At 70.4% G+C, this 24,511-nt stretch carries 27 protein-coding genes and 1 pseudogene; 15 read left to right on the top strand and 13 right to left on the bottom strand.

Annotation, left to right across the window (positions count from 1 at the left end):
• Positions 1-43: 43 nt before the first annotated feature.
• The 3 genes from ACZ4UB_RS37085 to ACZ4UB_RS37075 are packed head-to-tail and all read right to left on the bottom strand — an operon-like array spanning position 44 to position 1,514.
• On the bottom strand, positions 44-262 hold the full coding sequence (locus tag ACZ4UB_RS37085) for a hypothetical protein (RefSeq protein WP_468077316.1): 219 nt from the start codon (positions 260-262) through the stop codon (positions 44-46).
• Complete coding sequence (gene dapF / locus ACZ4UB_RS37080) at positions 259-1,275, bottom strand: diaminopimelate epimerase (RefSeq protein ID WP_468077314.1); 1,017 nt, start codon at positions 1,273-1,275, stop codon at positions 259-261. The genes ACZ4UB_RS37085 and dapF overlap by 4 nt, the downstream gene beginning before the upstream one ends.
• On the bottom strand, positions 1,272-1,514 hold the full coding sequence (locus tag ACZ4UB_RS37075; protein ID WP_468077312.1) for a hypothetical protein: 243 nt from the start codon (positions 1,512-1,514) through the stop codon (positions 1,272-1,274). Before ACZ4UB_RS37075 ends, dapF begins: the two co-directional genes overlap by 4 nt.
• Positions 1,515-1,649: 135 nt before the next feature.
• Between ACZ4UB_RS37075 and ACZ4UB_RS37070 the strand changes: the two genes are divergently transcribed.
• The 15 genes from ACZ4UB_RS37070 (at position 1,650) to ACZ4UB_RS37000 (ending at position 18,135) form a co-directional block, all read left to right on the top strand.
• Positions 1,650-2,408: a GntR family transcriptional regulator gene (locus tag ACZ4UB_RS37070; RefSeq protein ID WP_468077310.1), complete on the top strand. Its 759-nt coding sequence runs from the start codon at positions 1,650-1,652 to the stop codon at positions 2,406-2,408.
• 47 nt (positions 2,409-2,455) lie between these two features.
• The gene (locus tag ACZ4UB_RS37065; RefSeq protein WP_468077308.1) at positions 2,456-3,646 is read left to right on the top strand and encodes an HNH endonuclease; all 1,191 of its coding nucleotides are present in this window, start codon (positions 2,456-2,458) and stop codon (positions 3,644-3,646) included.
• A 123-nt stretch (positions 3,647-3,769) separates the two neighbouring features.
• Positions 3,770-4,675, top strand: coding sequence for a hypothetical protein (locus ACZ4UB_RS37060; RefSeq protein ID WP_468077306.1), 906 nt, complete (start codon positions 3,770-3,772; stop codon positions 4,673-4,675).
• A gap of 28 nt (positions 4,676-4,703) precedes the next feature.
• A complete protein-coding gene (locus ACZ4UB_RS37055) occupies positions 4,704-5,864 on the top strand; it encodes a PIN domain-containing protein (RefSeq protein WP_468077304.1) in 1,161 nt (386 codons plus the stop codon).
• Positions 5,865-6,016: 152 nt separating this feature from the next.
• Complete coding sequence (locus ACZ4UB_RS37050; RefSeq protein WP_468077302.1) at positions 6,017-7,060, top strand: fatty acid desaturase; 1,044 nt, start codon at positions 6,017-6,019, stop codon at positions 7,058-7,060.
• Between the two features lie 198 nt (positions 7,061-7,258).
• Positions 7,259-8,500 carry a hypothetical protein gene (locus ACZ4UB_RS37045; protein WP_468077300.1) on the top strand — a complete coding sequence of 414 codons (1,242 nt, stop codon included), beginning with the start codon at positions 7,259-7,261 and terminating at the stop codon, positions 8,498-8,500.
• Between the two features lie 217 nt (positions 8,501-8,717).
• On the top strand, positions 8,718-9,356 hold the full coding sequence (locus ACZ4UB_RS37040; RefSeq protein ID WP_468077298.1) for a ParA family protein: 639 nt from the start codon (positions 8,718-8,720) through the stop codon (positions 9,354-9,356).
• Positions 9,353-10,372, top strand: coding sequence for a hypothetical protein (locus tag ACZ4UB_RS37035; RefSeq protein ID WP_468077296.1), 1,020 nt, complete (start codon positions 9,353-9,355; stop codon positions 10,370-10,372). Before ACZ4UB_RS37040 ends, ACZ4UB_RS37035 begins: the two co-directional genes overlap by 4 nt.
• Before the next feature lie 279 nt (positions 10,373-10,651).
• Complete coding sequence (locus ACZ4UB_RS37030; protein ID WP_468077294.1) at positions 10,652-12,757, top strand: type IV secretory system conjugative DNA transfer family protein; 2,106 nt, start codon at positions 10,652-10,654, stop codon at positions 12,755-12,757.
• Between the two features lie 155 nt (positions 12,758-12,912).
• On the top strand, positions 12,913-13,605 hold the full coding sequence (locus tag ACZ4UB_RS37025; protein ID WP_468077292.1) for a hypothetical protein: 693 nt from the start codon (positions 12,913-12,915) through the stop codon (positions 13,603-13,605).
• A gap of 1 nt (position 13,606) precedes the next feature.
• Complete coding sequence (locus tag ACZ4UB_RS37020) at positions 13,607-14,107, top strand: hypothetical protein (RefSeq protein ID WP_468077290.1); 501 nt, start codon at positions 13,607-13,609, stop codon at positions 14,105-14,107.
• A gap of 23 nt (positions 14,108-14,130) precedes the next feature.
• Entirely contained in the window at positions 14,131-16,212 is a 2,082-nt protein-coding gene (locus ACZ4UB_RS37015) for a hypothetical protein (RefSeq protein ID WP_468077288.1), read from the top strand.
• A 162-nt stretch (positions 16,213-16,374) separates the two neighbouring features.
• Entirely contained in the window at positions 16,375-16,668 is a 294-nt protein-coding gene (locus ACZ4UB_RS37010; RefSeq protein ID WP_468077286.1) for a hypothetical protein, read from the top strand.
• A gap of 68 nt (positions 16,669-16,736) precedes the next feature.
• Entirely contained in the window at positions 16,737-17,837 is a 1,101-nt protein-coding gene (locus ACZ4UB_RS37005) for a hypothetical protein (RefSeq protein WP_468077284.1), read from the top strand.
• Between the two features lie 100 nt (positions 17,838-17,937).
• The gene (locus tag ACZ4UB_RS37000) at positions 17,938-18,135 is read left to right on the top strand and encodes a hypothetical protein (protein ID WP_468077282.1); all 198 of its coding nucleotides are present in this window, start codon (positions 17,938-17,940) and stop codon (positions 18,133-18,135) included.
• Between the two features lie 129 nt (positions 18,136-18,264).
• On the opposite strand, the gene ACZ4UB_RS36995 is transcribed toward ACZ4UB_RS37000, so the two are convergent.
• The 10 genes and pseudogenes from ACZ4UB_RS36995 to ACZ4UB_RS36950 all read right to left on the bottom strand — a co-directional run bounded on the left by ACZ4UB_RS36995 (position 18,265) and on the right by ACZ4UB_RS36950 (position 24,506).
• The gene (locus ACZ4UB_RS36995) at positions 18,265-19,026 is read right to left on the bottom strand and encodes a hypothetical protein (RefSeq protein ID WP_468077280.1); all 762 of its coding nucleotides are present in this window, start codon (positions 19,024-19,026) and stop codon (positions 18,265-18,267) included.
• A 202-nt stretch (positions 19,027-19,228) separates the two neighbouring features.
• The gene (gene tpg / locus ACZ4UB_RS36990; protein WP_468077278.1) at positions 19,229-19,786 is read right to left on the bottom strand and encodes a telomere-protecting terminal protein Tpg; all 558 of its coding nucleotides are present in this window, start codon (positions 19,784-19,786) and stop codon (positions 19,229-19,231) included.
• A gap of 259 nt (positions 19,787-20,045) precedes the next feature.
• A pseudogene (locus ACZ4UB_RS36985) lies at positions 20,046-20,219 on the bottom strand (Pycsar system effector family protein); the annotation flags it as partial.
• A gap of 199 nt (positions 20,220-20,418) precedes the next feature.
• Positions 20,419-20,616 (bottom strand): hypothetical protein, encoded by a 198-nt coding sequence (locus ACZ4UB_RS36980; protein ID WP_468077276.1) that lies wholly within the window; start codon positions 20,614-20,616, stop codon positions 20,419-20,421.
• 12 nt (positions 20,617-20,628) lie between these two features.
• Positions 20,629-22,320, bottom strand: a complete 1,692-nt coding sequence (locus ACZ4UB_RS36975; RefSeq protein WP_468077274.1) for a DUF2637 domain-containing protein — start codon at positions 22,318-22,320, stop codon at positions 20,629-20,631.
• 131 nt (positions 22,321-22,451) lie between these two features.
• Positions 22,452-22,607, bottom strand: coding sequence for a hypothetical protein (locus tag ACZ4UB_RS36970; protein ID WP_468077272.1), 156 nt, complete (start codon positions 22,605-22,607; stop codon positions 22,452-22,454).
• Positions 22,604-22,738: a hypothetical protein gene (locus ACZ4UB_RS36965; RefSeq protein WP_468077270.1), complete on the bottom strand. Its 135-nt coding sequence runs from the start codon at positions 22,736-22,738 to the stop codon at positions 22,604-22,606. The genes ACZ4UB_RS36970 and ACZ4UB_RS36965 overlap by 4 nt, the downstream gene beginning before the upstream one ends.
• Positions 22,738-22,929, bottom strand: coding sequence for a hypothetical protein (locus tag ACZ4UB_RS36960; RefSeq protein WP_468077268.1), 192 nt, complete (start codon positions 22,927-22,929; stop codon positions 22,738-22,740). The genes ACZ4UB_RS36965 and ACZ4UB_RS36960 overlap by 1 nt, the downstream gene beginning before the upstream one ends.
• Before the next feature lie 225 nt (positions 22,930-23,154).
• The gene (locus tag ACZ4UB_RS36955) at positions 23,155-24,096 is read right to left on the bottom strand and encodes a hypothetical protein (protein WP_468077266.1); all 942 of its coding nucleotides are present in this window, start codon (positions 24,094-24,096) and stop codon (positions 23,155-23,157) included.
• Entirely contained in the window at positions 24,096-24,506 is a 411-nt protein-coding gene (locus tag ACZ4UB_RS36950; RefSeq protein WP_468077264.1) for a hypothetical protein, read from the bottom strand. Before ACZ4UB_RS36950 ends, ACZ4UB_RS36955 begins: the two co-directional genes overlap by 1 nt.
• Between the last annotated feature and the right edge of the window lie 5 nt (positions 24,507-24,511).

Below are 24,511 nucleotides of genomic sequence, written 5' to 3'. Positions count from 1 at the left end.
AGGGTGCCGGGGCCGGGGCCGTGATGTGGTCGGTCAGGAACGATTAGGAAGCGCCGAGGGGTTCGATGTTCTCCAGGGCGGTGGGGAGTTCGACGCCGCCGGCGGTGGGGCGGATGTAGGCGCGCCGTGTCGTGCGGGGGGTGCCGTTGTGGGTGGGGAGGTCTTCTCGGACCACGGCCATCAGGTGGCCTTCGGTGCCTGAGGCGATGTCGCGGACTAGGCGGCCGATGAGGTGGTGGGGTTCGTGTCCGTCGCGGCTCATGGGGTGGCCTCTCGGTCGGTGATGCCGCTGTGTTGTTCCGCGAGGCGGGTGAGGGCGCGGTCGGCTCGGGCGAGGAGGGCGGGGGTCGGGGCGCCGTAGGCGGGTCGGTGGAGGCCTCGCTGGCCCCCGAGGCCGGCGTCGGGCCAGGAGGCGTAGAGGCGGACGGTGCCTTGGGTGGTGAGGTAGGCGGGGCCGGTCAAGGTCATGCTGCCGTCGGTGGCGACGTCAACCAGGAGGCGGCCGCCGACAGCGTCGACGGTGTACCGGAGCGGTCCGGTGGAGCGGGGACGTCGCTGGATGGCGGCGGCAACCGCAGCGCAGGCCCCGGTGCCGCACGAGGGGGTCTCGCCGACGCCGCGCTCGTGAACGCGGAGCACCAGGTGCTGGGAGCCGAGGTCGTGGACGAACTCGACGGTCACGCCCTGGGGGTAGGCGCTCATGGGCGTCACCGTCGGGGCGCTGGTGAGGGTTCCGGCGTGGTCGAGGTCCTCGACGAAGACCACGGCGTGGGGATTGCCGACGTCGACGTGGAGGGCGCGCCACGTGTGGGTGCCGGCGGTCACGGTGATGTGGTCCGGGCCGGGGAGGGTGGGGGTGCCCATGCGGACGCTGACATCGCCGTAGTGGGCGCCGGGGCCGGCGAGGACGTCGAGGTGGCGGACGCCGGCGCGGGTGGCCAGGGCGAGCGTGCCGTCGTGGTGTCGGCCGGTGGCGGTGAGGTAGCGGGCCAGGACGCGGATGCCGTTGCCGCACATCGCGCCGAGCGAGCCGTCGGGATTGCGGTAGTCCATGAACCACTGCGCGCGGTCGGACATCGCGAAGGCGTCCGGGGCGGCGGTGCAGCGGACCAGGCGCAGCAGGCCGTCGGCTCCTATGCCGCCGCGGCGGTCGCAGAGATGGGTGATGTCGGCGGGGGTGAGGTCGAGGGCGCCGTCCGGGTCGTCCAGGACGATGAAGTCGTTCCCGGCGCCGTGGCCTTTGGCGAAGGGGACGCCGATGGGGATGGAGGTCATGAGCGGGGGTCTCCCGGTTCGATGCGCAGCCAGACGGTGCTCTCGCCGGCCGCGGTGCTGGTCATGCCGTAGGAGGTGCCGGTTTCGAGGACGGCGACGAGGCGCTGCCAGTGCTCGGCCGGGATGTGGGAGGTGTCGGCCCGGATGGTCACCACGCCGTTGTGCTCGGCGGTTTCGGGTGCCTGGCCGGTGAGCTCGGCCAGGGCTTCTATGGCTGTCGTGGCGCCTGATTCGTGCATTGAGCCTCACCCCGGACGATCGGAATCACGCATCGCACTTCTAGTCCACTAGTTTTGAACTAGTGGACTAGATTGTCAAACGGATCAGGAAACTCGCTGACCGGCAGTCAGCACCGCGACGGACAACGGAGACTCATGGCCGACACGACCAGTGCCCCCTACCTGGTGGTCGCCGCCGCCTTCCGCACCCTCATCACCAGCGGCGACTGGGCCGTCGACTTCCGGCTCCCCTCGCGAACAGCCCTCGGCGAGCAGTACGGCGTCGGGGAGAACGTGATCCGCCGCGCCCAGGAACTCCTCATCACCGAGGGCCTGCTCGAAGGGCGCCCGGGGGCCGGGACGTACGTCCGCGCGCCGCAGGAGCGCCTGCACATGCTGCGCTGCCCGGCCCCCGGATACCCCAGCGCCCCGCTCGCCCCGGCCGGCATCTCCACCTGGGACGCGCAGAGCACCGCCAAGCTCGAGGCCCCCGCTGACATCGCGGCACGGCTGCAGATCAAGGCCGGCCAGCACTGCGTGCGCACCGAGTACGAGTTCCTCGACGCCGCCCGGCGGCCCGTGATGAGCAGCACCAGCTGGGAACCGATGTCCATCACCGGCAAGAGCGCGGTGGTCCTCCCCGACGGCGGGCCCTTCGCCGGCCGCAGCGTCGTCGACCGGATGGCGCACCTGGGCATCGCCGTGGTCCGCGCGGTGGAACGCACCCAGCCGATCCAGACCGACCGCGATCAGGCCCAGCAACTCGGCGTGCCCGCCGGCTCCCTGGCCACCCTGATCGAGCGGACCTATTACGACAGCGACGACCGGCCCGTGGAGACCGCGGACATCGTCATCCCCGCCGACCGGTGGACTATCGACTACGACGTGGCCCTGACCCGCACAAGTACGGCCTGAGACCTCCGGGCATCCTGACTGTCAGTGCAGCGCGCTAGCGTCGCAGCGTGGCCAAACGATTACTTGACGACAAGCAGGCTCTATGGGCGCGGGAGATGGTGCAGTCCGGGCAAATGAGCCAAACCGCCGTTGCTGAGAAGCTGGGCGTGACGCTGTCTCGGATCAACCAGTTGGTTCAAGGCAGGACGTACAAGCACCTGCACGGGACAGCGGGTATGCGCATAACCGATGGTGGCAAGCGCTACGGCATCATCGAGACGCCAGAGCGGCGCGCTTACCGGGAGGCCCGGTTTTGGAGCCGTGTCGATCGCTCGGCGGGGCCCTACGCGTGCTGGCCGTTCAAGGGTGTCAAGGGCAACGCATACGGGCACACAGCGGCAGGCCAGAACATGACGGGGTCGGCAAGCGCTCACGTCGTCGCCTTCACCCTCGCTCACGGCCTTTCCCAGGCACTTCCCGGCAGCACGCTGCTCAGACATCTCTGCGACTTCAAGCCCTGCTGCAATCCGGCGCATCTGCGCCCTGGAACCAAGAGCGAGAACAACCGCGACACCTGGGTGGCACGACGGGAGGGACGCACAGGAGCTCGTGCCGTGACGTCCCCCGAGCCTCCCCCCGCCGACGGATGGAAGATCACAACGGGTGACATCGACGGATTGGACCGTCTCGCCCGGATATCGGAGTTCTGGGCACAGATCGACCGAAGCGGCGGAGAAGACGCCTGCTGGCCCTGGCTGGCCAAGAGCCGAAACCAATTCGGGTACGGGCAGTTCCGTTGGGAAGGTGTCCAAACAGCCCTGACGCACCGCATCGCCCACGCACTCGATCGCGAGGTCTCCTACAAGGACCTGGAATCCTCGACCATCCGTCACGTCTGCCCAGAGCCCACATACAGGAACAACTGCAACAACCCCAGGCATCTCGTGGCCGGCACCCAGGCCGAGAACATCGCCGACAAGACCCTGCACGGCACCATGCCCCTGGGGGAGAAACACCACATGGGCAAGAGGTTCCCCGACAGCCTGATCCGGGAGGTGCGGACGCGCTATTGGCTGGCGCCTCCAGGCCGACGGCCGACCTTCACCGAGCTGGCAAACGAAGCTGGGACCTCTGTCACCGTGATGAGCCGCTGGCTCCGCGGGGAGTCCCGGACCGAAGCCGGCGGACCAATCCGTGATCTTCCTGGCCTCGCCTCCCCATCCGTCCCCACCCAACAAGTGGCGCCCGAGGCGGATTGAGCGAGCGGCCGGACGAAATCCGGCCGCTCGACCGCGATCCCGTCATTTTCGTGAGGCCTCCGCACAACCTCGGGAATCATGGTCCCTATGGCCTGACCAGGCCGACATGGGGGAGGAACCGAGATGTCCCAAGCGCAGCCGAGCCCGCTCAGCCGAGCCAGCGCCGCATTGAATTCACCCGCGCTCGGCGCAGTTCTCACCATCGTGGGATTCATCGTCCCCGTGGTCGGATGGGTCATGGACCGCGTCAACCTGAAAGCGCTGCTCCTCCTCCAGGCCGTGCTGATCCTCATCCTGGCCATCGGGCACTACTGGACGCAGAAGACCTTCATCCAGCTGCGCCGGATCACTAACCTCAAGTCCATGGATGACGCCCAGTACTACGACCGGGTCCGTGCCCAGCTCGAAGCCGAACTCATCAGCGACTACGGCGAGATCGCCGACGGCCACCTGCGCGTGTACGCCTCCGAGGTGCCGCGCCTATCCACCCTCCTGGTGAACACCGTCACCGAGGCCCAAGCCCAGCCGCAGCGGATCCTCGCCGCGGACCTCACCACCGACCCCACGCTGCTCACCGGCCGCCGCGAGTACATCGCCGCGAACCGCCGCTTCACCGAGACCGGCGGCCGTATCGACCGCCTCTTCATCGTCCGCGCCGCCGACCTCGCCAACCAGGACTTCGCCGCCTCCCTGCTCGCCCTCGTAGGCCAGCACCGCGACCTCGGCGTCACCTGCGGCCTCGCCGTGCGTGACCGCCTGCGCGCCGACCAAGCCGTCGACGTCGTCATCTTCGCCAACGCCGCGGCCCTCGTCGAAGAGGAACAAGGGGACGCCGACTACCAGCGCGGCCGCTCCTCCGTGTACTTCAAGGGCGTCTCCCGGTGGGCCGGACGCTTCGAAAGCATCTGGGGCCACGGCGCCGACTCCGCCCCTCGCATCTTGCAGTCCTACGAGGCCACGGCCCGGCCGATGCTGGACGCCGGCACCTGGGACGACAGCCGCATCAACGCCACCGTCGCCAGCCTGTAGCAGCCATGCTCCGTGGGCGGGAGGCCCTGTGATCGTCCTCGACACCAACCAGTTCTCCAAAGCGGTCTTCCCCCACGGTCCCGCGCTCGGCATGATCCGCAAGCTCGCCGTCTTCCGCGGCCGGGTCCTTGCCATCCCCGAGATGGTCGCCGTCGAACTCGTCGCCCACCATCAGCACGCAGTGGAACTGAGCCTCAAGGCTGCCCGGGACGCGTTGGGCTCACTCAGTGATGCCTTCGGCCGGGACTTGGCAGCCTCGACCGGCGCGCTGTCGGCGGAGGAGGCCGCCATGCGGTACCGCGACGCGCTGAAAGAGGTGTTCACCATCCTGCCGACACCTCCCGGGGCCGCGGAGGAGGCACTGCGTCGGGAAGCCAACAGGATGGCCCCGGCAGAGCAGGTCTGGTCTGACGAGCGCGGCAAGAAGGTGAAGGCCCGCGGTGCGCGGGACGCCGCGATCTGGCTCACCCTCCTGTCCGCTGCCGAGACCGAGAAAGAGGTCTGGTTCCTCTCCTACGACGGGGACTTCGGATCGACGGACGGGTTCCACCCCGCGCTGGCCGAGGAGGCGCAGAACAGGCTCGGCGAGTCCTCCGGCCGGCTCCGTCTCATGAGCCGGGGCGTCAAGCAGCTACTCGAGGAGCTGGCCGAGGAGTTCACCCTGCCCACCCAGGAAGTGAACGCGATCATGGGCGGCCCGGTGGTACGGAAGGCCGTCACCAACCACATCGCGGGCATCACCACCTTCCTCACCCTGATGCCCACGGCGCACGGCCTGGAGAGGGCCTACCACTCCTCCGCCCCGCTTGTGCGGGTCGACAAGGTCATGGACGCGAAGGCGTACCACGTCGGTGAGCGCATCTGGTTCAGCGCGCACGTACGGTGGCAGGGCACCCAGGTGTACACCCTCATCGCGGACAAACCGAGCTGGGAACACCGGGTCGACTTCTCCTTCGACACCACCGTCCTGGTCCAGCGAGGCGAGGAAGGGGCCGCCTCTGTGGAGGTGGTCGCGACCGGCCCTCTGCTGGTCAACGCCCGCCACTTCGTGCACCTTGCCGAGGAAAGCGAGGAGATCGGCCGGGACCGGGAAGCCTTCGGCAACTGGCAAGCCGGGGACCATTTCACTCCCGCATGGCTTCACCGTCCCGACCGGGCGCACGCCCAGCTACCAGACGCTTCTGAATGAGGAGTCCAGCTCCGGACCTACAGGCGGTCTGACGGCGGCAGCTTCACAAGATCCCCAGTTGGGGAACCCACAACCACTAACTAGTCCACTAGATGTACGGTGTGTAAGACCGGTGGGGTTGTGGCCCACCCCTGTCTTACGGGACGTTCCTCATGCTGCTCGCGTTATCCCTGATCGCCCTCGGCTTGGCGCTTCGTCTGCCTGACCGCTTCCGCTTCGCCCGCCGTGTTCCCCGCGTAGCGGACGCCGCCCTCCTCATAGCCATCCAGCGGGCGCGGGCGAACGACTGGACACCGACGCTGTTGCTCATCGGCGAGTGGGTGCAGATCGTCGGCTACTGGCAGTTGGCCAGTCACGGCCCCTGGGCAGCCAGCGTCGCCGCAGTAGCCACTGCAGTGCAGCTGCGTCACCTCCAGGAGGTCAGCCACCACGCCGTCCACGGCGTGCTGGCCCGTACCCGCCGCGCCAACCGCATCCTGGCGGAGGCCTTCGCGCACTACCCCCTCGGCCTGATCCCGGAGCCGGTCCGCCGCGAGCGCCACGTACGCGGTCACCACCCCCAAGCCACCCTCGCCACCGACCCGAACCTCGCCGAACTCGCGCAAGCGGGGCTCCGCCCCGGCATCACCCCGGCCGGCTTCGCCCTCGCCCTGGTCCACCCCCTCACTCCCCGGGGCGTCCACGAGACGTGCCGCGCCCTCGCAACCGCGCTGCGGCCCAAGTCCGGCAACTGGGACCGCGGCGCCGCCCCGGTCGCCGTCCTCGCCGCCGCTTACCTGACCGGCGGCTGGCCCGCCGTCCTGGCCGGGGCGCTCCTCCCTCGGCTGGCGCTCTACCCGCTCCTGGCCTGGTGGTCGCTGGTCGCCGAGCACACCTGGTTCGACCCCGAGCACCGCGCCGGCACCACCGCCGAGATCGAGGCTGGCCGGTGCCTGCGCCTCTACCCGCACAACCGCGGTCTGGCCGCGCTCGCCGCCGCCACCTGGCTTCCGTACGGCGACCTCCACCACTACGCGCACTCCGCACACCCTGGTCTGCGCTGGAACTACCTGCCCGCGCTGGACCGCTACCTCCCCCGGCCGCACTTCACCCCGCGCGCCCTGTTCCTCGGCCCGGGCTCCGTCGCCCACCGCCACTACCGTGCCCTGAGCGCACAGGCTTACGGCGGCCTCCTCCAGACCGCGCGCCGCGCGTAGCGGCACCGCAGAACGGCCTCGGGCCCCGGCACCCCACAACGGGGGCCGGGGCCGCGGCGTTTCAGAGCGCCCGCGGGGCGCCCCCATCCCGCCCCGGCGGGATGCCCTGGCACGTTGCGAACCCACCCCCTGGCACTGCGGCAGTTCCGTCTTCGAAATCGGCTGACCGTCCGGGTGCGGGAGTGGATGATCAAGGGCATGACCCTGCATGCGCGAGACACCGTCACCGGGCAGCTCGTGACCCTGACGCCGGACCCGGCCAGCGCGGACCACCTCGCGCCCGGTCCCCTGGCGTCGGGGCGGTACCGGTGCATGAGCTGCGGGCGGCCCCTCGCGCTCTCCCGGCGCAGCGGCAGTCGCTCCGCCTATGCCCCTCGCTTCTCGCACGGCCAGAGCCTTGAGGCCGGGGCGGATAGCTGCGCGGCCAGGGCGGGAGTCCAGAGGGAGATCGAGGCCGGTCTCCAGGTCGTCATCGACCTCCGCGACCACCTGGCGAAGGCGTGGCCCGGGGTGCCGGCCCTCATCGAATGCCCCGAGCCCCAGACACCGGGCGAGGCCTCGCCGCCGGCGGTCATCGTCGCCACGGACGGCGGCCAGGTCCTCGTGATCGAGTGCCCCCACGGTCCGCTGGACGGGGCCGCCGTGCAGCGGCGCATGCAGGCCGTCCGGGCCCGCTACGGCTCGAACGCCGCGCACGTCTGGTTCTTCGCCGAGGACGAGCGCCACTTCCGCCAGGGCGGCCTCAAGGAGAAGGCCGTGCGCCCTGCGGGCGACGCGACCTCGGTGCGGCACAAGCGGGTGCGTCCCACGCAGCAGCAGCTCCAGATTGTCGAGGCCGGCGGGGCCGTCTACTGGGTGAACGGCGCGATGGTCTACATCCCCTACGGTGGCCACGAGTTCGCTCACGAGCCCAGGCTCGATCGCGAGGATTGGGGCGGCGACGTCGCCTGGCGCCGCAACGATTGGAGGATCAGCCACCCTCGCCCGCGGCCTGGGGCGCAGTGGTGGGGGCTCGTACCGATCGGCCTGTCCACGCTCCGCAGGGGCCGCGCCGGGTTCCACCCGGCCGAGGCGCACGAGGTGATGGAACGGCTCGAACGGTCCCAGGGTGCGCGCTGGTCCTCGGCCCGACGGCACGCACGCGAGCGCTACGAAGCTCTGCACCGCCCGCCTCCGCCACCCCCACCGGCGATCGACGCGGTCGAGGAGACCTCAGCGCCGGAGGTGCCCCCGGCGAGCCCGCTGCCTTCCTCTCCGCCGACCGAGCCGGCTCCTGAGCTGGCGGTCGTGGCGCGGGAGCCGGGAGAGGGCGCGCAGCGGCCGTTGGCCCTGCCGGCCCGTCCCGAGTACGAGCCGTACACACCACCCGCTGCTACTCCCCTGCCTCTGCCTCGCAGCCCTCTTTCCCGACTGCTGAAGTGGGCACGTCGCAGAAGCTGAGCGTCAGCCCGGTCATGCCCACGGGTGGGCATGACCGGGCCCTGGCCAGCGGGCCTATTGCCGGTTGGCTTCCTGGGCGCGGTGTCAGGCGGTCGAGCCGGGCCTGGCGGCGGGCTGGCTCCGCGTTGCGGAGGGGGGTCTGTGTATGGGGCAGGCCACAAGGCGTCTGCGGGGTGGTTGATGTGTTGATCTCAGTGATGGCCGTAGGGTCGTGACCATGCTCATTGCGAACGTGTCCCCGAGGACGATGGCTAAGACGACCGACACGGCGTGGCTCAGCCACGCCTTGATGGAGTCCGAGGCCGCGTACGAGATCGAGGGGTACGACGCCGACCACTCCATGCAGTTCTGGGACTGGTCGGTGAAGGCACCGTTCACCTTCACGGTTCACAAGAAGGCCACGGCGCAGTTCCACGAGGAGGTCGTCCCGATCCCGGGCCGGTTGAGCGTCGTTGACTGCGGCCACGCCGAGAACCATCCGCACATCACGGACAGCGTCTTGCGCGTCGCGGACCTGGTGATCTTGCACATGTCCCCCACTCAGGCGGACTGGCTCCGGGTGGACAAGCCGCCGGAGGCCACGCCGTTCCAGGACGTCATCCGCAGGTCGGGGTTGTTTCGCGCGGATGGGCGGCCACCGGAGACGTGGGTTTTGTTGAACAGGACCGTCACCAACGCGTCGTCGACGGGGTACTACCGCGGGCAGCTTGAGGAGAAGGGGTGGAACGTGTTCAGCACGACGATCCCCCGTTCTGAGACGTATGCGCTGTCGATGAACTTCCCGGTCATCGGAGCCAAGAAGAGCGCTTTCGGCGCGCTGGTGACCGAGATGGAGAAGCGAGGGCTGCTGCCGTGAGCAAGTACATGAAGCTCATGCAGAAGCAGGCCGCGGAGGAGCGCGCGCGCAAGGACGACCCCGCCGAGGCGGCGCCGTCCGTTCCCGGCCCCAGCGGAGAAGTGAACCCGGCGCCGGCCGCCGCGCCGGCGGAGAAGCCGGCCTACCGGCCGCAGCCTTTCACTCCTGACCTGATCCCCGAGCCCAAGGAGATCGAGGCCGAGGGGAACCTGACTGCGCAGGAAGCCGGCGATCTCGCGAACTGTGAGCAGGCGTTCGCGTACGCGGACCAAGCTGAGTGGATGAGGGGCAAGGCGGCGCACGCGGTGCGGTCGCGACGGCTGTACCGCGGCGGCGGCCGGCTGTGGCCGGAGTACTGCCAGGAGGTCCTCGGCGAGTCCGAGTCGGACGTCAACCGGAGGATCCAGCAGTGGCAGCTGGCCCGCGCGATCTTTCAGCTCTGGACTCGGCCGACGCCCGCTTCCCACATCCAGGCCCTGCTCCCTGCCGTCGACTCGTACGGGGAGGAGCAGCTGGCCCGCGGGTACGTAGAGCTGCGCGGCTGGGCTGCACAGAACGGGACGCGGGTCACCGCGGCCGACCTGAACGGGTGGGTGAAGAAGGCCCGGGCCGCGGTGAGGGAGAAGACGGCACCGCCTGCTCTGAGCGGGCAGACCCTGGCCCAGGTGCGCGCGGACAGTGAGCGCCGGCCCGTTCAGGCTTCCGTCCGCAAGGATTCGCGGGAGTCGCGCCGGGAGGCGAGCACGGTCCAGCAGGGGAACAAACCCGAAGAGATTGATTCAATGTTGAATCACCCAAATTTGGGTGATTCAACATTGAACGAAATGGCTGCTGCTCTACCCTCAACCAGCAGCGAGCACCCCGCCGTCCAGGGCTGGCGGGCGCTGGAAGTTCTGGCCGCAGGTCTGAAAGACCCCGGGGTTATGAGCGGCGCGAGCAGAGGCACGCTCATGGCGATCGAGCGGACCGCCCGAGGCCTGGCCAACGCCGCAGCCGAGATCCTCAAGGACAGGTAGCTGCACCGCTCCGGCAGGGGGAGGGGAGTAACCCAGATCTGGGTTACTCCCCTCCCCCTTTCCCCCCTGCGCGCCGAGCCCGTCCTGCCGTTGGGAAACCCGCAGGCGCCCCGGCGGACGAACAGTCAACCGACGCCATCCCGCCCCTGTAGGTGGCCGCCGCGCTCTCGGTCGCGGCGCCATCCGACCTGGAGGGTGGCCTTTGCCGTGCTCGGCCGGGTGGGCCGGGCACCGAGGCCACTACATTGAGCGATTGCACAGCAACAGGGCAGGGGGGCTATGGACGCCGACGGCATTCACGACACTTCTCACAGGGTTCCGCGTCCGGCGAGCCCTCCGCCAAAGCCGGGCACACCTCCTGGACTTGGCCACGTTCCGGCGCCGTCCCGTGCGCCCAGCACCGGCCCTACGCTCGGGGACTGGCTGCGGGTGCCGCGGCCTTCCGCCGAGGTCGGGGTCTGGCGGTACGGGCACGTGCCGCGCGCCGCCGAGGAGCCCGAGGTCACTCCGACTCGTCAGCTGATCAGCGGCGCCGCGCTCTCGTTGATCGTCGGTTTGATGCTGTGGTCCCTGCTGTGGAACGGCTACCTGGGCAGCTTCTGGATCTGGCCGTTGCTGATGTTCACCCCCGACTCCTGGCGCGGCACCACCGCCTTCGTCGTGGCCGGGTGGACGTGGTACGCCATCGTCGCCGTCACGTTGATCATCGTGTTCGGCCGCATGGGGCGGTGGCCCGAGCTGTTGCGCCGGCTCGTGCGGCGCCCCGCCACCGGGAAGCCGGCCGCGCCGCCGGCCCCCACCGTCTTGCCCGGTGAGCCGGCGGATCTGGCGGGCTGGCCCCAGCTGCGCTCCGCCGGGCTCGCGGAGGCGGCCGAGCGCTTGGCGCGCGAGGCCGAGTCCGGCCGGATGAACGACGTGGACTACGCGCGGATCGCCCGGGCCTGGGAGAGCGTACGCGTCGACGCCGCGCGACTGCGGCCCTTCGACGCGTCAGTGCGGGACAAGGGGGCCGCGGCGTGCGTGCACCCGTCGGGGGCCCGCGACCTGCCGGTGCGGGCGGCCCGGCACGACCTGTTGGAGCGCCAGGTGCTGCTCGGCACCGTCGATTCCGGCGCGCGGATCCCCTATGCCCGGCGCGGTACGGGCTTCGCCCTGGACCCCACGGTGCTCGGCACCTCTCTGCTGGCGGTCGGCCCGTCGGGGACGGGGAAGACCGGCCGGCTGGTTCGTCCGGTGGTGGAGTCCTTGGCGCTGCAGGCTCTGGCGGGGCAGGCCGCGGTCATCGCGGTGGCCGCGGCCGGCGCCCAGCTCGGCCCGGACGCCGCCTACGACGTCGTCGTGCGGATCGGCGATCCGGCCTCGGTCTACGACCTCGACCTGTACAGCGGGACCACGGACGCCGATGAGGCGGCCACGTTCCTCGCGGAGGGGTTCGTCGGGGACGTCCCCGGTATCGACGTGCGCCGCGCGGCGACCGCCCTGAGCCAGGTGCTCGGCCCGTTCCGGGCCGCGTACGGGCGCTTCCCGTCCGTCCCGGAGCTGCGGGAGCTGCTTGAGCTGATGAAGCCCGCGGTCGACGCCCTGCGCCAGGTGCTGGAGGAGGGTGGTCAGCAGACCATGCTCCGCGAACTCGACGCCCGGGTCCGCCAGCACCAGGGTCCGGGCGACCCCGGGGCGTTGCTTGCGGACCGGGTGGCGCTGCTGGACCGGCCGGCCTTCGCGAACTTCTTCGACACCAGCGGGGCGGGCCGCCCGTTCTCGCTCGCCGCGCTGGAGCACCCGCTGCGCGTACGGATCGACCTTCCCGAGCGCGCGCACGCCGACGCCTCGCGGATCCTGGCCAGGCTGCTCCTGGCTCAGTTCAACGCCGCGGCCACCGCGCGCGCTGACCGCTCGCTGTTCGCGTTCCTCGCCTTCGACGACGCCTCCCACACCCTCACCCCAGGCACTCTGCGGGGTCTGCAGCGGCTGCGGTCGGCGAACGCGGGCGTGCTGCTGGCGCTGCGCACCTTGGACGAGGTGCCGGAGGCGCTGCGCAGTGCGCTGTTGGGGGCGGTGGGGTGCCGGATGGCGTTCGCCGGGGTCACGACGTGGGACGGGCAGCGGTTCGCGGAGGCGTGGGGCACCGAGTGGGTCGAGACCCGGGTGGTCACTCACCGGACGGTGTTCGCCGACCAGCCGTTGACCCGGGCAATCCACTCGTTCCGCAAGTTGGTGAGCGGGAAGGCGGTGACCACGGATGCGGTGACCGTGCGCCAGGAGGAGCGGGAGCGGTGGTCGGCCTCCGACCTCGCGCACGCGGTGCCGCCGGGGCATGCGGTGCTGTCGTTGACCGCGGTCACGGGGGAGCGCGCGGCGCCGCTGCTGGTCAACCTGACGACCTGACGTCATCCAGCCAACTGTGGAGCCCGTTCCGGAACAGTTTCTCCCGTTCTGCCGTGAATCAATGTCCGGTGAAGGCCAGTTGACCTGCACAAGTGCGGTGTCGGCCCAGCTCGGGGGACGTAGATTCGGCTGGTGATCGAGGGGCGGGGGGACGGATGACAGAGGGCCAGGGAGCGTGGGATCCGGCGGACGGTTCCGCGCCGTACCCGGCGGCGCCGAAGGTCCCGCCGCCGCGCCCCGCCGAGCCGCCCTCGGCTGACCCTGCCGAGATCGCGGGCGAGGCGCCGGTCACCGACTGGTGGCGCTACCCGGACGTCCGGCAGGAGTGGCAGGACACCTGGGCGAGCGAGGGCCAGGAGGCCCGGGAGGCGGCCTGGGAGATCGGGGCGCAGATCGGCGAGGCGGTCACCGCCCACCTGCCCGCCCCGCCCGGCTCGGAGCCGACCCCGGCCGAGAAGGGCTGGCGGGGGCTGGATCTGGCGTGGCTGGGCCTGAAGTACAACGTGCCGGGCGTGCTGCTCGCGCTGCTGGTGACGTGGCGTGGGCAGAGCGCCGTCGACCAGATGACGCGGTCGGTCACCGAGGACGGGATCCTCGCTCCCCTGGGCTGGCTGCTGCTCGTCTTCCTCGTCGGCGTCGCCGTGATGGTCCTGCCGATCGGCCAGGTCCTCGCGGGCGTGGTCGCCTCCATGTTCCGGGGCCTGACCAACCTGATCGCGCAGGCCTGGAAGACCCCCTATATCGGCTATCTGATGCGCCTGATGGTCGCCATCGCGGCGTGGGCGTTCGTGATCGCCCTGCTCCGCGTCGGCGGCCGCGCGGCGATCCACTGGATGACTGGAGCGTGAAATGAACACAACGGGTGCCGCGGCCGGCGGGATCGGCTCGGTCGCGCTCGGCCTCGTGCTGCTCTTCTACCAGTTCGGCCGCTGGCGGGGCGGGGACCCCACCCCCAAGATCCACTTCTTCGCCGGGATCGCGATCGCCGCGCTGCTGCTCCTGGGCGGTGGTGTGCTCGGTGTGATGGGCGGCGCCGCGGCCGCGCTCGGCGACGGCGTCGGCCGGTATGCCCTGGAGGGGGCGACCGGTGCGGTCGCGACGGCCGGCTCGCACCCGCCGATGACCGGCGGCGAGAAGGTCGGCGTCGGCGGCGCGATCGCGGGCCTTTGTCTCCTCGCCCTGTACGCCGGGCTGATCAAGTCGGGCCGCTACGACCTCAAGAGCCCGCTGCTGCGCGGCGCCTTGGTCGGCGTGTGGCTGGGCGCCTCGGTGGGGCTGATCGGGATGGCCCTCGGGCTGATCCGCACCAGCGGCAACACCGTCGGCGATCTGCTCGTCGGCACGATCTGAGCCTGAGCGCGGGAGAACGAGCTGTGGCGAGAGCAGGCGGCACCGGCGGCGGGCTGGGTGCGGGAGCGGCACATCTGCGGGGCGAGTGGGGCCGCTGGTGGCGGACCGAGGACTGGACGGACACCCATGTCGCGCACTACGTCCTGAACGACCAGTTCAGGACGTGGCAGCGGTTCCAGCAGCGCAACCGCTCCGAAGTGCAGCAGAACATCGGTCTGCTGAAGGAGCAGCAGAAGATGCAGCGGCAGTCGCAGATGATGCAGATGAACATGCAGCGCCAGCGGCAGCGCCGCGGCGGGTACGGCGGGTACGGCGGCGGGATGGGCGCCTCCCCGGCGATCTCCTACCGGGTCATGCAGTGGGCCAGCCTCCAGATGCGCATGGGCCAGCAGGAGTTCCGGCATCTGGAAGTCACCCCCTCCATGCTGCATATCGGCCGCGGTCAGGTTCGTTCCCGCCGCCACTACGCCGCAGCCGCGTGGCTCCTTGGCCTCGGCGCCGCCTGGGCCGGCTTGTGGTGGGCCTCCGCCGCAGCCGGCTTGGCCGTCCTGCTGCTCGCCGCCGTCGGGTTCCTCATCGCGGCCGCGGCCGCCGGGCGCAATCCCAAGCCCCGCCGGCCCCCGGTGCCCAAGCTCCTGTTCATCCCGCCGTCCGCGCCCGCGCACACCGAACTCGCCGTCGAGCCGGAGCCCGAGCAGCAGCCGTTCCCGCTCCGTGAGGCCGGCCGGGACCCGCGCCAGGCCCGCGAGTCCGTCCGCCTGGCCCTGCTGAAGGAGCGGGCGAAGGTGTCCGAGGTCGGCCTGCCCGAGGAGACGGCCTACGGCTGGAAGGTCCCGCTGGTCCTGGAGTCCGGGACCGCCGGACAGCTGATCAGCATCCTGAAGGACGTCGCGACCACGCTGCGGGTGGGTGAGAGGCGCATCATGGCGCAGGCCACCTCCCCCGAGGACGCCGCCGCGGTCATGCTGCGCATCCTGCTGCGGGACCCGTTCACGACGCCGGCCCCGGTGCCGGTGAGGCTGCCCAACTCCTGCACGATCCGCGACGCGTTCGACCTCGGCCCCTCCATCGAGGCTGAAGGCACGCCCGTGATGCTCGCCGGGCAGCACGTGATCATCGCGGCGGACACCGGTGGCGGCAAGACCGCGCTCGTGCAGCGCATCGTGGAGTTCGTCACCGCCTGCACCGACGCCGTGGTCGTCGACGTCGACCCGGCCAAGCGCGGACTCAAGGTGTTCGCGCCGCTGGCCGCGCTCACCGCGCGCACTCCAGAAGAGGCCGAGGAGGTCCTGGAGCTGCTGATCGGGGAGGCCAAGCGGCGGATCGCGGCCATGCCCGCGATCCAGAACATCTGGCAGGCGACCGCACAGGACCCGGCGATCGTCGCGGTGCTGGACGAGTTCGTCCAGCTCTCCCCGCGGGGCAAGCAGCTGGCCGCCGAGCTGCTGCGGAACTTCGGGCGTGAGGCCCTCATCTCCCTCATCATCGTCACCCAGGACGCGACGAAGGACATGCTGGGCGACGCCATCGCGGACGTCCCCGGCGTACGGATCATGCTGCCCTGCCGCGTCGACGACGTGCCCCTCGTCGTCGGCCAACACAACGCGATCGCCCTCGGCTGGTGGCCGCATCTCCTCGTCCCCTCCCCCGACGAGAACGACCCCGCCGACGCCGGCCGCTTCTACGCGATCACGCCGAAGCACCGCGACCCCGTCCTGCGCTACGCCCCGCCGCTGCTCCCCGCGGACGCCGCGCGGCTCGTCGCCGAGCGCCTGGCCGCGCCCCGTCCCGTGCTGCGGTTGACCACGGCGGCCACCACGACGATCCCGAAGTTCGCCCGGCATCTCCTCGCCGCGTTCGCTACCCATCGTGATCCCGAAGCGTTGTCCGTCGAGCAGCTCCTGGCCCATCTGGCCACCGTGGATCCCAAGGTCTGGACGCAATGGGACCTGCGCGAGCGCGCGGACCGGCTCGCGCTGGCGGGCCGGCAGATCCGGAGCGAGTTGAAGGCGGCCGGCCTCACCGTGGCCTCGCAGCGCATCAGTTCCCTGCCCGGCCGGCCGACGGGCTACCGCCTGGCGGATATCCGAGATGCCCTGTCGTGACCTGCCACCGACCTGACACCCTCCTGTCATGGCCTGCCAACAGCCTGCCCGAGCAGCTAGCGACCTGCCGGCTGACCAACCAGCTGGCAGGCCAGCAGGCAGGTTGTGACCTGCGATGACAGGCCAGGCAGGTCAATTCGATACCCCCCCTCTGGAGGGCCTATGACGCACAATCCGGCCCAGTACGCCCGGGTCGCGGCCGACTCGCTCGACCGGCTCGTCGCGGACGTGCGTGCGGGCCGTGCCGAGTGGGCCCACTCGCACTCCGTCCGCCAGGCCGCCGAGGACCTGCTGCGCCTGTCCGACGCGATGGCCACCTCGCTCCAGCAGATGGCCGCCGCCCTCGACCCGCGTGACCCGACCACCCAGCGCAGCGCCGCCGCGCTCCGCCTCGCGGGCCAGGCCGCGGTCACCACCGCCGCCCAACTACGCAACGCCCGCCGCAGCCTTCACTGACCGTCACCACTGCTTCGCCACCCGAGGGGGAACCCGATGTCCACCACTCACGCCGCTACGGGGGCCTGATGCTCTTCGACGACCCCTGCGACGCGCTCTCGGGCCCCGTCCGCGACCAGTGCAAGCCCGGTAGCACGGGCGGCGGAGGCCTCCCCGGAGTGACCGACCCGGCCGCCGCGCTCGACCCGCTGGGCGAGCTGGCCCACTCCGCCGCGAAGGCGGCGCACTGGACCAGCGCGCAGCTGGGCAAGATGGTCGGCGACAGGAACGCCGTCGACCTGACGAACGCCAACTTCCTCAAGCAGTACGCGATCGTGTTCGCGGCCTCCACGATCCTGGTGCTGGTGCTCTGGCTCCTCGCGGTGGCCAAGCGCGCGATCCGGGGCGTACCGATGACCACCGCGATGTCGGAAGCGGTCGGCCTGCTGTGGATCGCCGTGGCCGCGAGCGCGTTCACCCCGCTGATCCTCTACACGGTGATCAGCGCCGCCTCCGCCGTCACCGACGTTCTCGTCAGCGCTCTCGGGAGTAACCCGAAGGGCCTGTTCGAGTCCCTCGGATCCGACCTCGAAGCGGGCAAGGTCGGCGGCGGCCCGCTGATCCTGCTCGTCGTCTCCCTCGCCACCATCCTGCTCTGCGGCGCCCTGTGGCTACTCCTGGTCATGAGGGCGCTCGCCCTCTACGTCGGCGCCCTCTTCAGCGTCGTCGTCTACGCGGGCCTGGTCGACCGGGACTGGTGGGGCCATACCCGCCGCTGGGCCGGGGCGATGTTCGCGCTGATCGCGGTCGAGCCGGTCATCGTGATCGTGATGGGCCTCGCCTCCGCCCTGGAGACCAGCCCGGACACCAGCAAGGTCGTCACCGGCCTGGGCATCACCCTCACCGCGCTCGCCATCGCCGTCTACCTGGTGGTCAAGGTCCCGGCCCTCGGCGACGCCGTGAAGGTCGCCCGCGGCGCTGGGAAGGTCGCCGGCGGCGCCGTCCGCGCGGTCACCGGCGGCGGCGGGTCCGCCGCGACCGGGGTGATGCGCGGCATCAGCACCCACGGCGACCGCGGAGGCGCGCGCAACGGGGGGTCCAGCAGCATCGGCACCCAGAAGGCGCCGAACAACGTCGCGGGCGGGATCGCCGCCCACTCCCAGCGCAAGCCGAAGGACGACCCGAAGTAGCGCCACCGCGAGCCCGGGCCTGACGCTCGACCGCAGCCCGTCACCGAAACCCGACCGGATCAGTCACACTGGAAGCCACCGACGAGGAGGGACGTCCCTGATGCCCGAGGACGTGATCGGCCAGGAGATGGCCCGCATCATCAACGAGAAGCTGCAGCGTGTGATCGACCAGCAGACCGAGCACACCGTGGCCCTCGCCAACCACACCGCGTCGCTGAACCGACTGGAACGGGGCCAGGAGGAGCTGAAGGGCCTTCTGGTCCAGCTCTTGGCCCACCAGCCCAAGGGCCAGCTGTAGCCCACCTGGCACGTCCCTGAGCCCCGGCATCCGTGCCGGGGCTCAGTCGTACCCAGATCCAGCAAGGCCCTCGTATCTGGCGCTGGGCGATAATGGCCTGGCCCGTGGACGGTGTACCGGGCTGTCGTACTATTTGGCGCATATCGCGTTGGGGTTTGCGGGAATCCAGGCTGACGGCCCCCCGGCGCCGAGTGCCCTGATTTGGAAGCATGCAGTGAACACAATCGCCTGCTCCCATTCCATGCTTCTGCGGTTCGGGGCCAGACGTGCGATCTGATTGGTCTCGGTATTGCGAATTTCATAACCGGTCACATCGGCGGCATCATCAACCCAGGCCAGGGCAATTTTATGGGGTTTACCGACGACTCTGCCGGCGTACAGCTGGGAAGACCCTTTAGCGGATCCGAAATTATGAGTTACGGTAAAATGCGCCAAAACTTCATCGGGAGAGTGGTATTCGCCATTCATTCCGGAAAGATTGACGCGCCTCGACGATCGCCCCTCACCGGTCACCGTGAATTCATTAGCTTCAGCATCAAGGTCACTATTGTCACAGACCGAATCTTCGAACAATTTCAGATCAGACGATGTGAAAACCGTCTCACCACTGAGTCGAACGTTGAACCTCAGATCTCCCCTGGCCTCACCACCTGCGCACTTGGACACCAAAAGGCGCGCCGACGGCCGATCATGCGTAAGAGTGGCCACCCTCGTGAAATTAACCTTCCTGGTGACCTCGCCCACCCCAAAGACCCCACAACAACTGGAAACCTGCAAGGAGCCTTTGATGACGACGGTGTGAGTGCTCGCTGCAGCTGCCGGCTCCACCGTGCCAGAAAGCGGGACAGGGGACAGAAACACCGCAACCGCAATGACACGTCCGAGCTTCATATCAGACCCCCACGATAGGGTCAGTTCGACAGGCATCGGGTCGCCAACTAGTGCGTCCACTATCCGTACCCCAAGGATCTCACCGGGGCAGTCCCGGCGCATCTCGCGAGGGGCGTCCAGTAGCGATCCTCTGTAGTTGATGACGCAAGGTCATGGTCGGCGGCATGTTCAAGATTCGGGGGCATGCGCCATAATTGATGGCTCAATAGTTGAGTTCGACGTAGTCGATGTCTGTGAATTCGACGAGCAGCCCGTCCGCGCGGCCGCCGCCGTCCTTGAAGTACACCTCCTGCAGCCCTTCCGCGACGATCCGCTGCAGATCGGCTTCGGCTGCCCCGGCTTCCTGGGCGGCCAGCAGGCGGTCCGCGTACTGCGGCGGGAGGTGCTGGGTGATCCGCCGCATCCGCCCGTCGTCCGTCGTACCGGCCGCCGCAGTAAACCCGAACCGTGCTCGCGTCTCGATCACGAGGCCGGTCTGCGTGGCAGCCTTCGCCCGGGCCCGCTTGCGCACCAGGGGCTGCCACCGGCGCCTGACCTCGCTCTCCATCCGGGCCGCGAGTGCCTGCTTGGGCTGCTTGATCTGGTCTCGCACGTACCGCTCGACGGTGCGCTGCGAGATGCCCAGCAGCCCAGCCACGACTTTGGTAGAGCCCTTGTGCTGCTGGACCAGGTACCGCATCTGCGCTCCGGCCGACTTCGGCACTGGGCGCGTGAAATGTGGCTCTCCGGCCCGGTCGAGACTGTCTCCGACGATTCCCATCTCGTCCTTTCCCGTCGCCTGTGGGCGACGTGCTGGTGGGCTCAGAGGAGGGCGATGCCCGCGGCCAGGGCGAGCGAGGTCAAGGAGGCCGCGGTGATGTCGATGGCGATGCGGAGCATCCGGAACTTCTGCAGGGCGAGATTGGAGAGGGCCACGATCCTTTCGGCGCTGCGGTCGACGGCGAGGTCGGCGACGACGTCGTCGGGGCGCAGGCGGCCCAGCGGAGGTAGGAGCCAGCGGCGGCGCCGCTGAGCCGGGGGCGGATGATCAGCAGGACCAGGACCGTCGCGACGGCCAGACCGACGATTCCTACGCCCACGAGAACGCTGGCAGCGGTGGAGAGGGTGCGGCCGGGGACGGCGGCGATGATGACCGCGAGCGGGATTCCCAGGACGGTCAGCAGTGCGCCGGCCTTGGCGTCGGTGCGGCCCATCTCGGCGAGCGTGTCCGTACGGGCCTGGAGGAGACGCTCGCGGGACTCGGACTGCCTGGGCTCCATGGTCAATTCCCCTTCTGCTTGTTCCCCCGCCCCGGGCCTGTACCGCCGGGGTGGGGAGGGTGGGATAGAACTGGGGCGAGGCCCGGGGCGATTGCAGCGCTCCGGGCCTCGCTCGCGGTCAGTGGGTATTGCCTCATCCGACGGAGTCGGACATGCGGGCCACGCAGTGGCGCAGGGCTCGGGTGCCGCCCGGATCGAGCCGGAGCCAGAGCCGGATGGTGCTGCCGTCCTCGCCCTTCGCGTAGGCCACGAGCGCGGCGGACCCGTCGGCGCCTCCTTCGAGGCCGAAGCTGGTCACCTCTCCGGTGAACTCCTGATCGGTGGTACTCATGATCTTCTCCTTCTAGGAGGCAGCGGGCTGGTGGATCTCGGGGTCGTAGCCGGTCGCCGGGTCGTAGCCGGCGCCGATCAGCAGCAGGGCCTGCTTCTTGTAGGTGGACGCGGTGGCCGGTGACGCGCCGCCGAGCAGCGTCGCAATGTGCCCGTTGTCGATGTCGCTCTCACGGTTCTCACGTACGAGCGGGTGCACGTACCGGGCGACCATGCGGGTCTTGATCTGCGTGGGCGACAGGTCCGCGAGCGCTTCGGCCTCGGCCGCCCGGCGGTTGTGTTCAGCGGTCACGCGGCGGGCTTCGGCGGTGGCCTTCTCCGATTCGGCGATCGCCTTCTGGTAGCCGGCCTTCTTCGACTGGAGCCGAGCCGTTTCCTCCTCGGCCCGCTCGATCTGCTCCTTGAGGCGCGCCTCGCGGTCGCGATGTTCAGCGGCCTTGGCGGCGGCTTCGGCGGCGGCCTGCTCGTCTTCGGCGGCCTTGCGGTTGCGTTCGGCCGTCCGAGCCCGGGCTTCGGCGACGCCGACGGACTGGTCGGCGACCTCCTGCGCGTCACGGCGGCGTTGCTCCTCGGTGGCCGCGCGCTGCACCGCGGACCGCTTCTCGCTCGCGCTGAGTTCGGCGGCCGCGGCATCGCCTTCGGCCTCGGCCGCGGCGACCTTCGTCGCGCCCCGCACCTTGGCGCGGAGCGCATCCAGGTCACCCTGCGAGCGGATCCGCTCCGCCTCGGCCGTGGCGGCTTCCAGCTCAGCCCGGTGCGCGAGGTTCCGCTCGTGCCGCTCGGCGTCGGCCTTCAGGTCGGCGGCCTCGCGTGCGGCGCGCTGCTCACGGTCCTGCTGCTCACGCTTCATCTTCGCGGGCAGGGCCAGCGCCTGGTCCAGGGTCACACCGTGCGGTGCCAGCAGGACCGGGAGCCGATCCAGGACACCGAGCCGGCCTTCTTCGAGACCAGCTTCGATCTGCTCCCGATGCTGGAGCCACACCTTGTGAATGGCCAGCTCACGGCGCTGCTCACGCACGTAGGCGTAGGTGAGGTCCCAGGTCTTCATCTCGCGGAAGATCCGCCAGGTATCGATGGGGTGCAGGGCCCACCGGTGCCAGGGAACCGGGTCGTACCCGATGCCGGTCGCCAGGGCGGCCTGGTGGACCAGCAGCTTGCGCGCGGCCTCGACGCTGATCACGAACAGCACGGGCATCATGCCGTGTGTGATCGCCTTGTCCCAGTGAGCGCCCAGCGATCCGAAGGCCAGGGCGTTGAACAGCACCGTGACGCCGGTGAGTACGTGTGCCAGGGGGCGCAGAACTCGGGAGGGGATGCGCAGCGCGGCGAAGAGCAGGTCGAACGCGAGGCAGGCGATGATCGCGCCGTCCACCCCGATGGCGAACAGCTTGGAGTCGCGGCCCGCGGCGAACCCGAAGCGGTCGTGGCCGGCCTTGGCCAGGTTGTGGAAGGACAGCCAAAAGCCGATCAGCCCGATCAGGAGACCCGCGGCGATGGCGACGGCCCACAGCGTGCGCCGCAGGGTCTTGCTCACCGGGCGGGCGGCCGCCGAGGCCTCGGCGGCGGTCCCCGAACCGGTGTCCGTGGCGGCCGAACGAGTCGGTGCGGTAGGCGAATCCGGGGCCGTGGCGGCCGAAGCCGGGTCGGGCGCCGCCGAATCCAGGGCGGTCGCCCTCGAAGCCGGGGCCGGAATGGTGGTGGTCACTGCTCTCCCTACTCAATGTGGTCAGGCGATGGGCCGGGCAGGCCCGAAGGCCCGCCCGGCAGTGCTGCTGGTGCCGCGGTGGCGATGTCCCATCTTCCGGGGTGCTCTTCCGCGGCAGGTGCGCCGGTGGGTCAGTTGCCGGACAGGTGAGCCGCGATGTTCGCCGCGAGGGCGGCGGCCGCCTCCGAGGCGGAGCGGGCGGCCTCGGCGGCCGCCTCGGCGGCGACCCTCGCGGCCTCGGCCTGGCTGGCGGCCTGCGCCGCCGCGGCCTGCATCTCCGCGCTCACTGGGCACCCCCGAGGGCGAGGGCCAGCAGACGGGTGGTCCAGCCACCGCAGCGGGCACAGACGTACTGACGGGACTTGGCGTCGTGGCGCATCCGGCGGCCGTGGCAGGCCGGGGCCGTGTGCCGCGCCATCAGTTCCACCACTTCCGGGCACCGGAAGAGTCCTGGTCCGTGGTGCCGGTGCCGGCCACCGGCTGCTCCTTGACCGGCTCCGTCCAGCCGCCGGTCTCGGCGGAGTAAGACTTACCGTGGCGCGCCCGGTCCGCGTCGGACTGCCCTGCGCCAAGCTCGGACTGACTGATCGACTTTCGGAAAAGTGCCATGATGGGAACTCCTGTTCCGTGAGGGATAGGTGTCCCCGGGGCGGCCGCCCATCTGCCAAGAAAAGTCGGCCGCCTCGGGGTTCTTCTTTGGTGCTCCCGGCCCCTCTCGGGGTCGGCATCCTGGGTGTCAGGGAAGGGCGTCAGGGGCCCAGTTAGGGCCTGTTAGGTGCCTGATAGAACCGCAGGTCAGACGGCCGATAGGCCGGTCTAACAGGCTTCCTGGGCCTACCCCTGGGAAAGGGCCGGGGAAGGGGCGGAATCGGGGTCCAGCAACCCCCCGGGAATCAGCCGCAGGACGGCCGGTGCGGGGGTGCTGACGGGGACCGGTGCGGGGGCCTCAGCAGGGGTGCCGGCGGCCGCCTCGGCGAGCCCCTCCCCGACCGCCTGAGCAGGCACCCGGGCGGGGGCCGCAGCGGAGGCCTCCCCCCGGTTCTGGACGGGGGCCTGGGAGCGGGCGGTCAGCAGGGCCGTGGGCGTCATGCCCAGGGCCGCCGTGGCCGCGTCCACTCGCAGCCCCACACGGGTGGTGGGGATCCCGTTGATCCGCATCCCCAACTTGTCCGTCGTGGGTAGCCCCGCGGCCTCCACCCAGGCCCGCAGGGCGGACACCTCCGTGTCCTGCGCGAGCAGCCCGGCCGCGACCGCGGAGGCCAGCACCACGTCCAGGTGGACGCCGGTCCGCCGGGTGTACTCCGCGTCGGACAGGGCGGTCACCACGTGGAGGAGGAGCGCCGTACCGCGGTCGGCCTCGCCGGCCTCGGTGTCGTGCGGCTGCTCCTGGTCGTCGTCCTCGGTGGCGGAGTCGTGGTCGTGGTCGTCCTGCTGACCGGCGATTAGGGCGGCCACGCCCCACACGACCGGGGCCGTGGTGAGCACGGTCGGCATCCACCCTCCGACCACCGGCCACAGGAAGAACGCGCCCCCGGCGGCGTAGCCGAGGTGGCGCACGCCGATCCTCCGGCGGGTCTTCGGCTCCGGCGTCTTCTCCGGCTTCTTGGCGGGGGAGTCCTTGGTGGGCTTCTCCCCCTCGGCCGCCTTGGGCTCCTCGGTGGCGGCCTCCGGCACGGGCACGGCTACGGGCTCCTTCGCCCAGGCCAGCACCGGGGCCAGCATGCGCCGGTTGCCACGGCCGAACGCGTCCAGGCTGATCCCTTCGAGGTAGCGCATCACGCCCCCACGACGGAGCGCAGGAGCGCACCGGTGATGGTGATGGGCAGCGCCCACGCCGCACCGGCCGCGGAGAGAGCGCCGGGCGCCGCGACCCCGCAGATCAGGTCTTTGAAGAAGCTGGGCTTCGAGCCGAACGCGATCAGGACCAGGATCGCGGCGGTGGCGGCCGGCCCGACCGTGCCCACCGTGGCGGATTGCGACTGCATGGCGCTCTGGAAGGTCTCGGACACCGTGCCGACCTGCCGGAAGGCTTCACCGGCACCGGCGGCCAGGATCCCGATCGCGGCGCCCCAGTAGACGACGTGGTGATCCTTGACCGGCTGGAACTTGCCTCCGCCCCGCTTGTACAGGAACAGGGCGACCATGATCACGAGCAGCGCGCCGCCCGTGCCGAACACTCCGAACATGGGGG

It is taken from the genome of Streptomyces sp. NPDC028419 (assembly GCF_055565515.1).
This window is presented reverse-complemented; position numbering and strand designations above follow the sequence as displayed.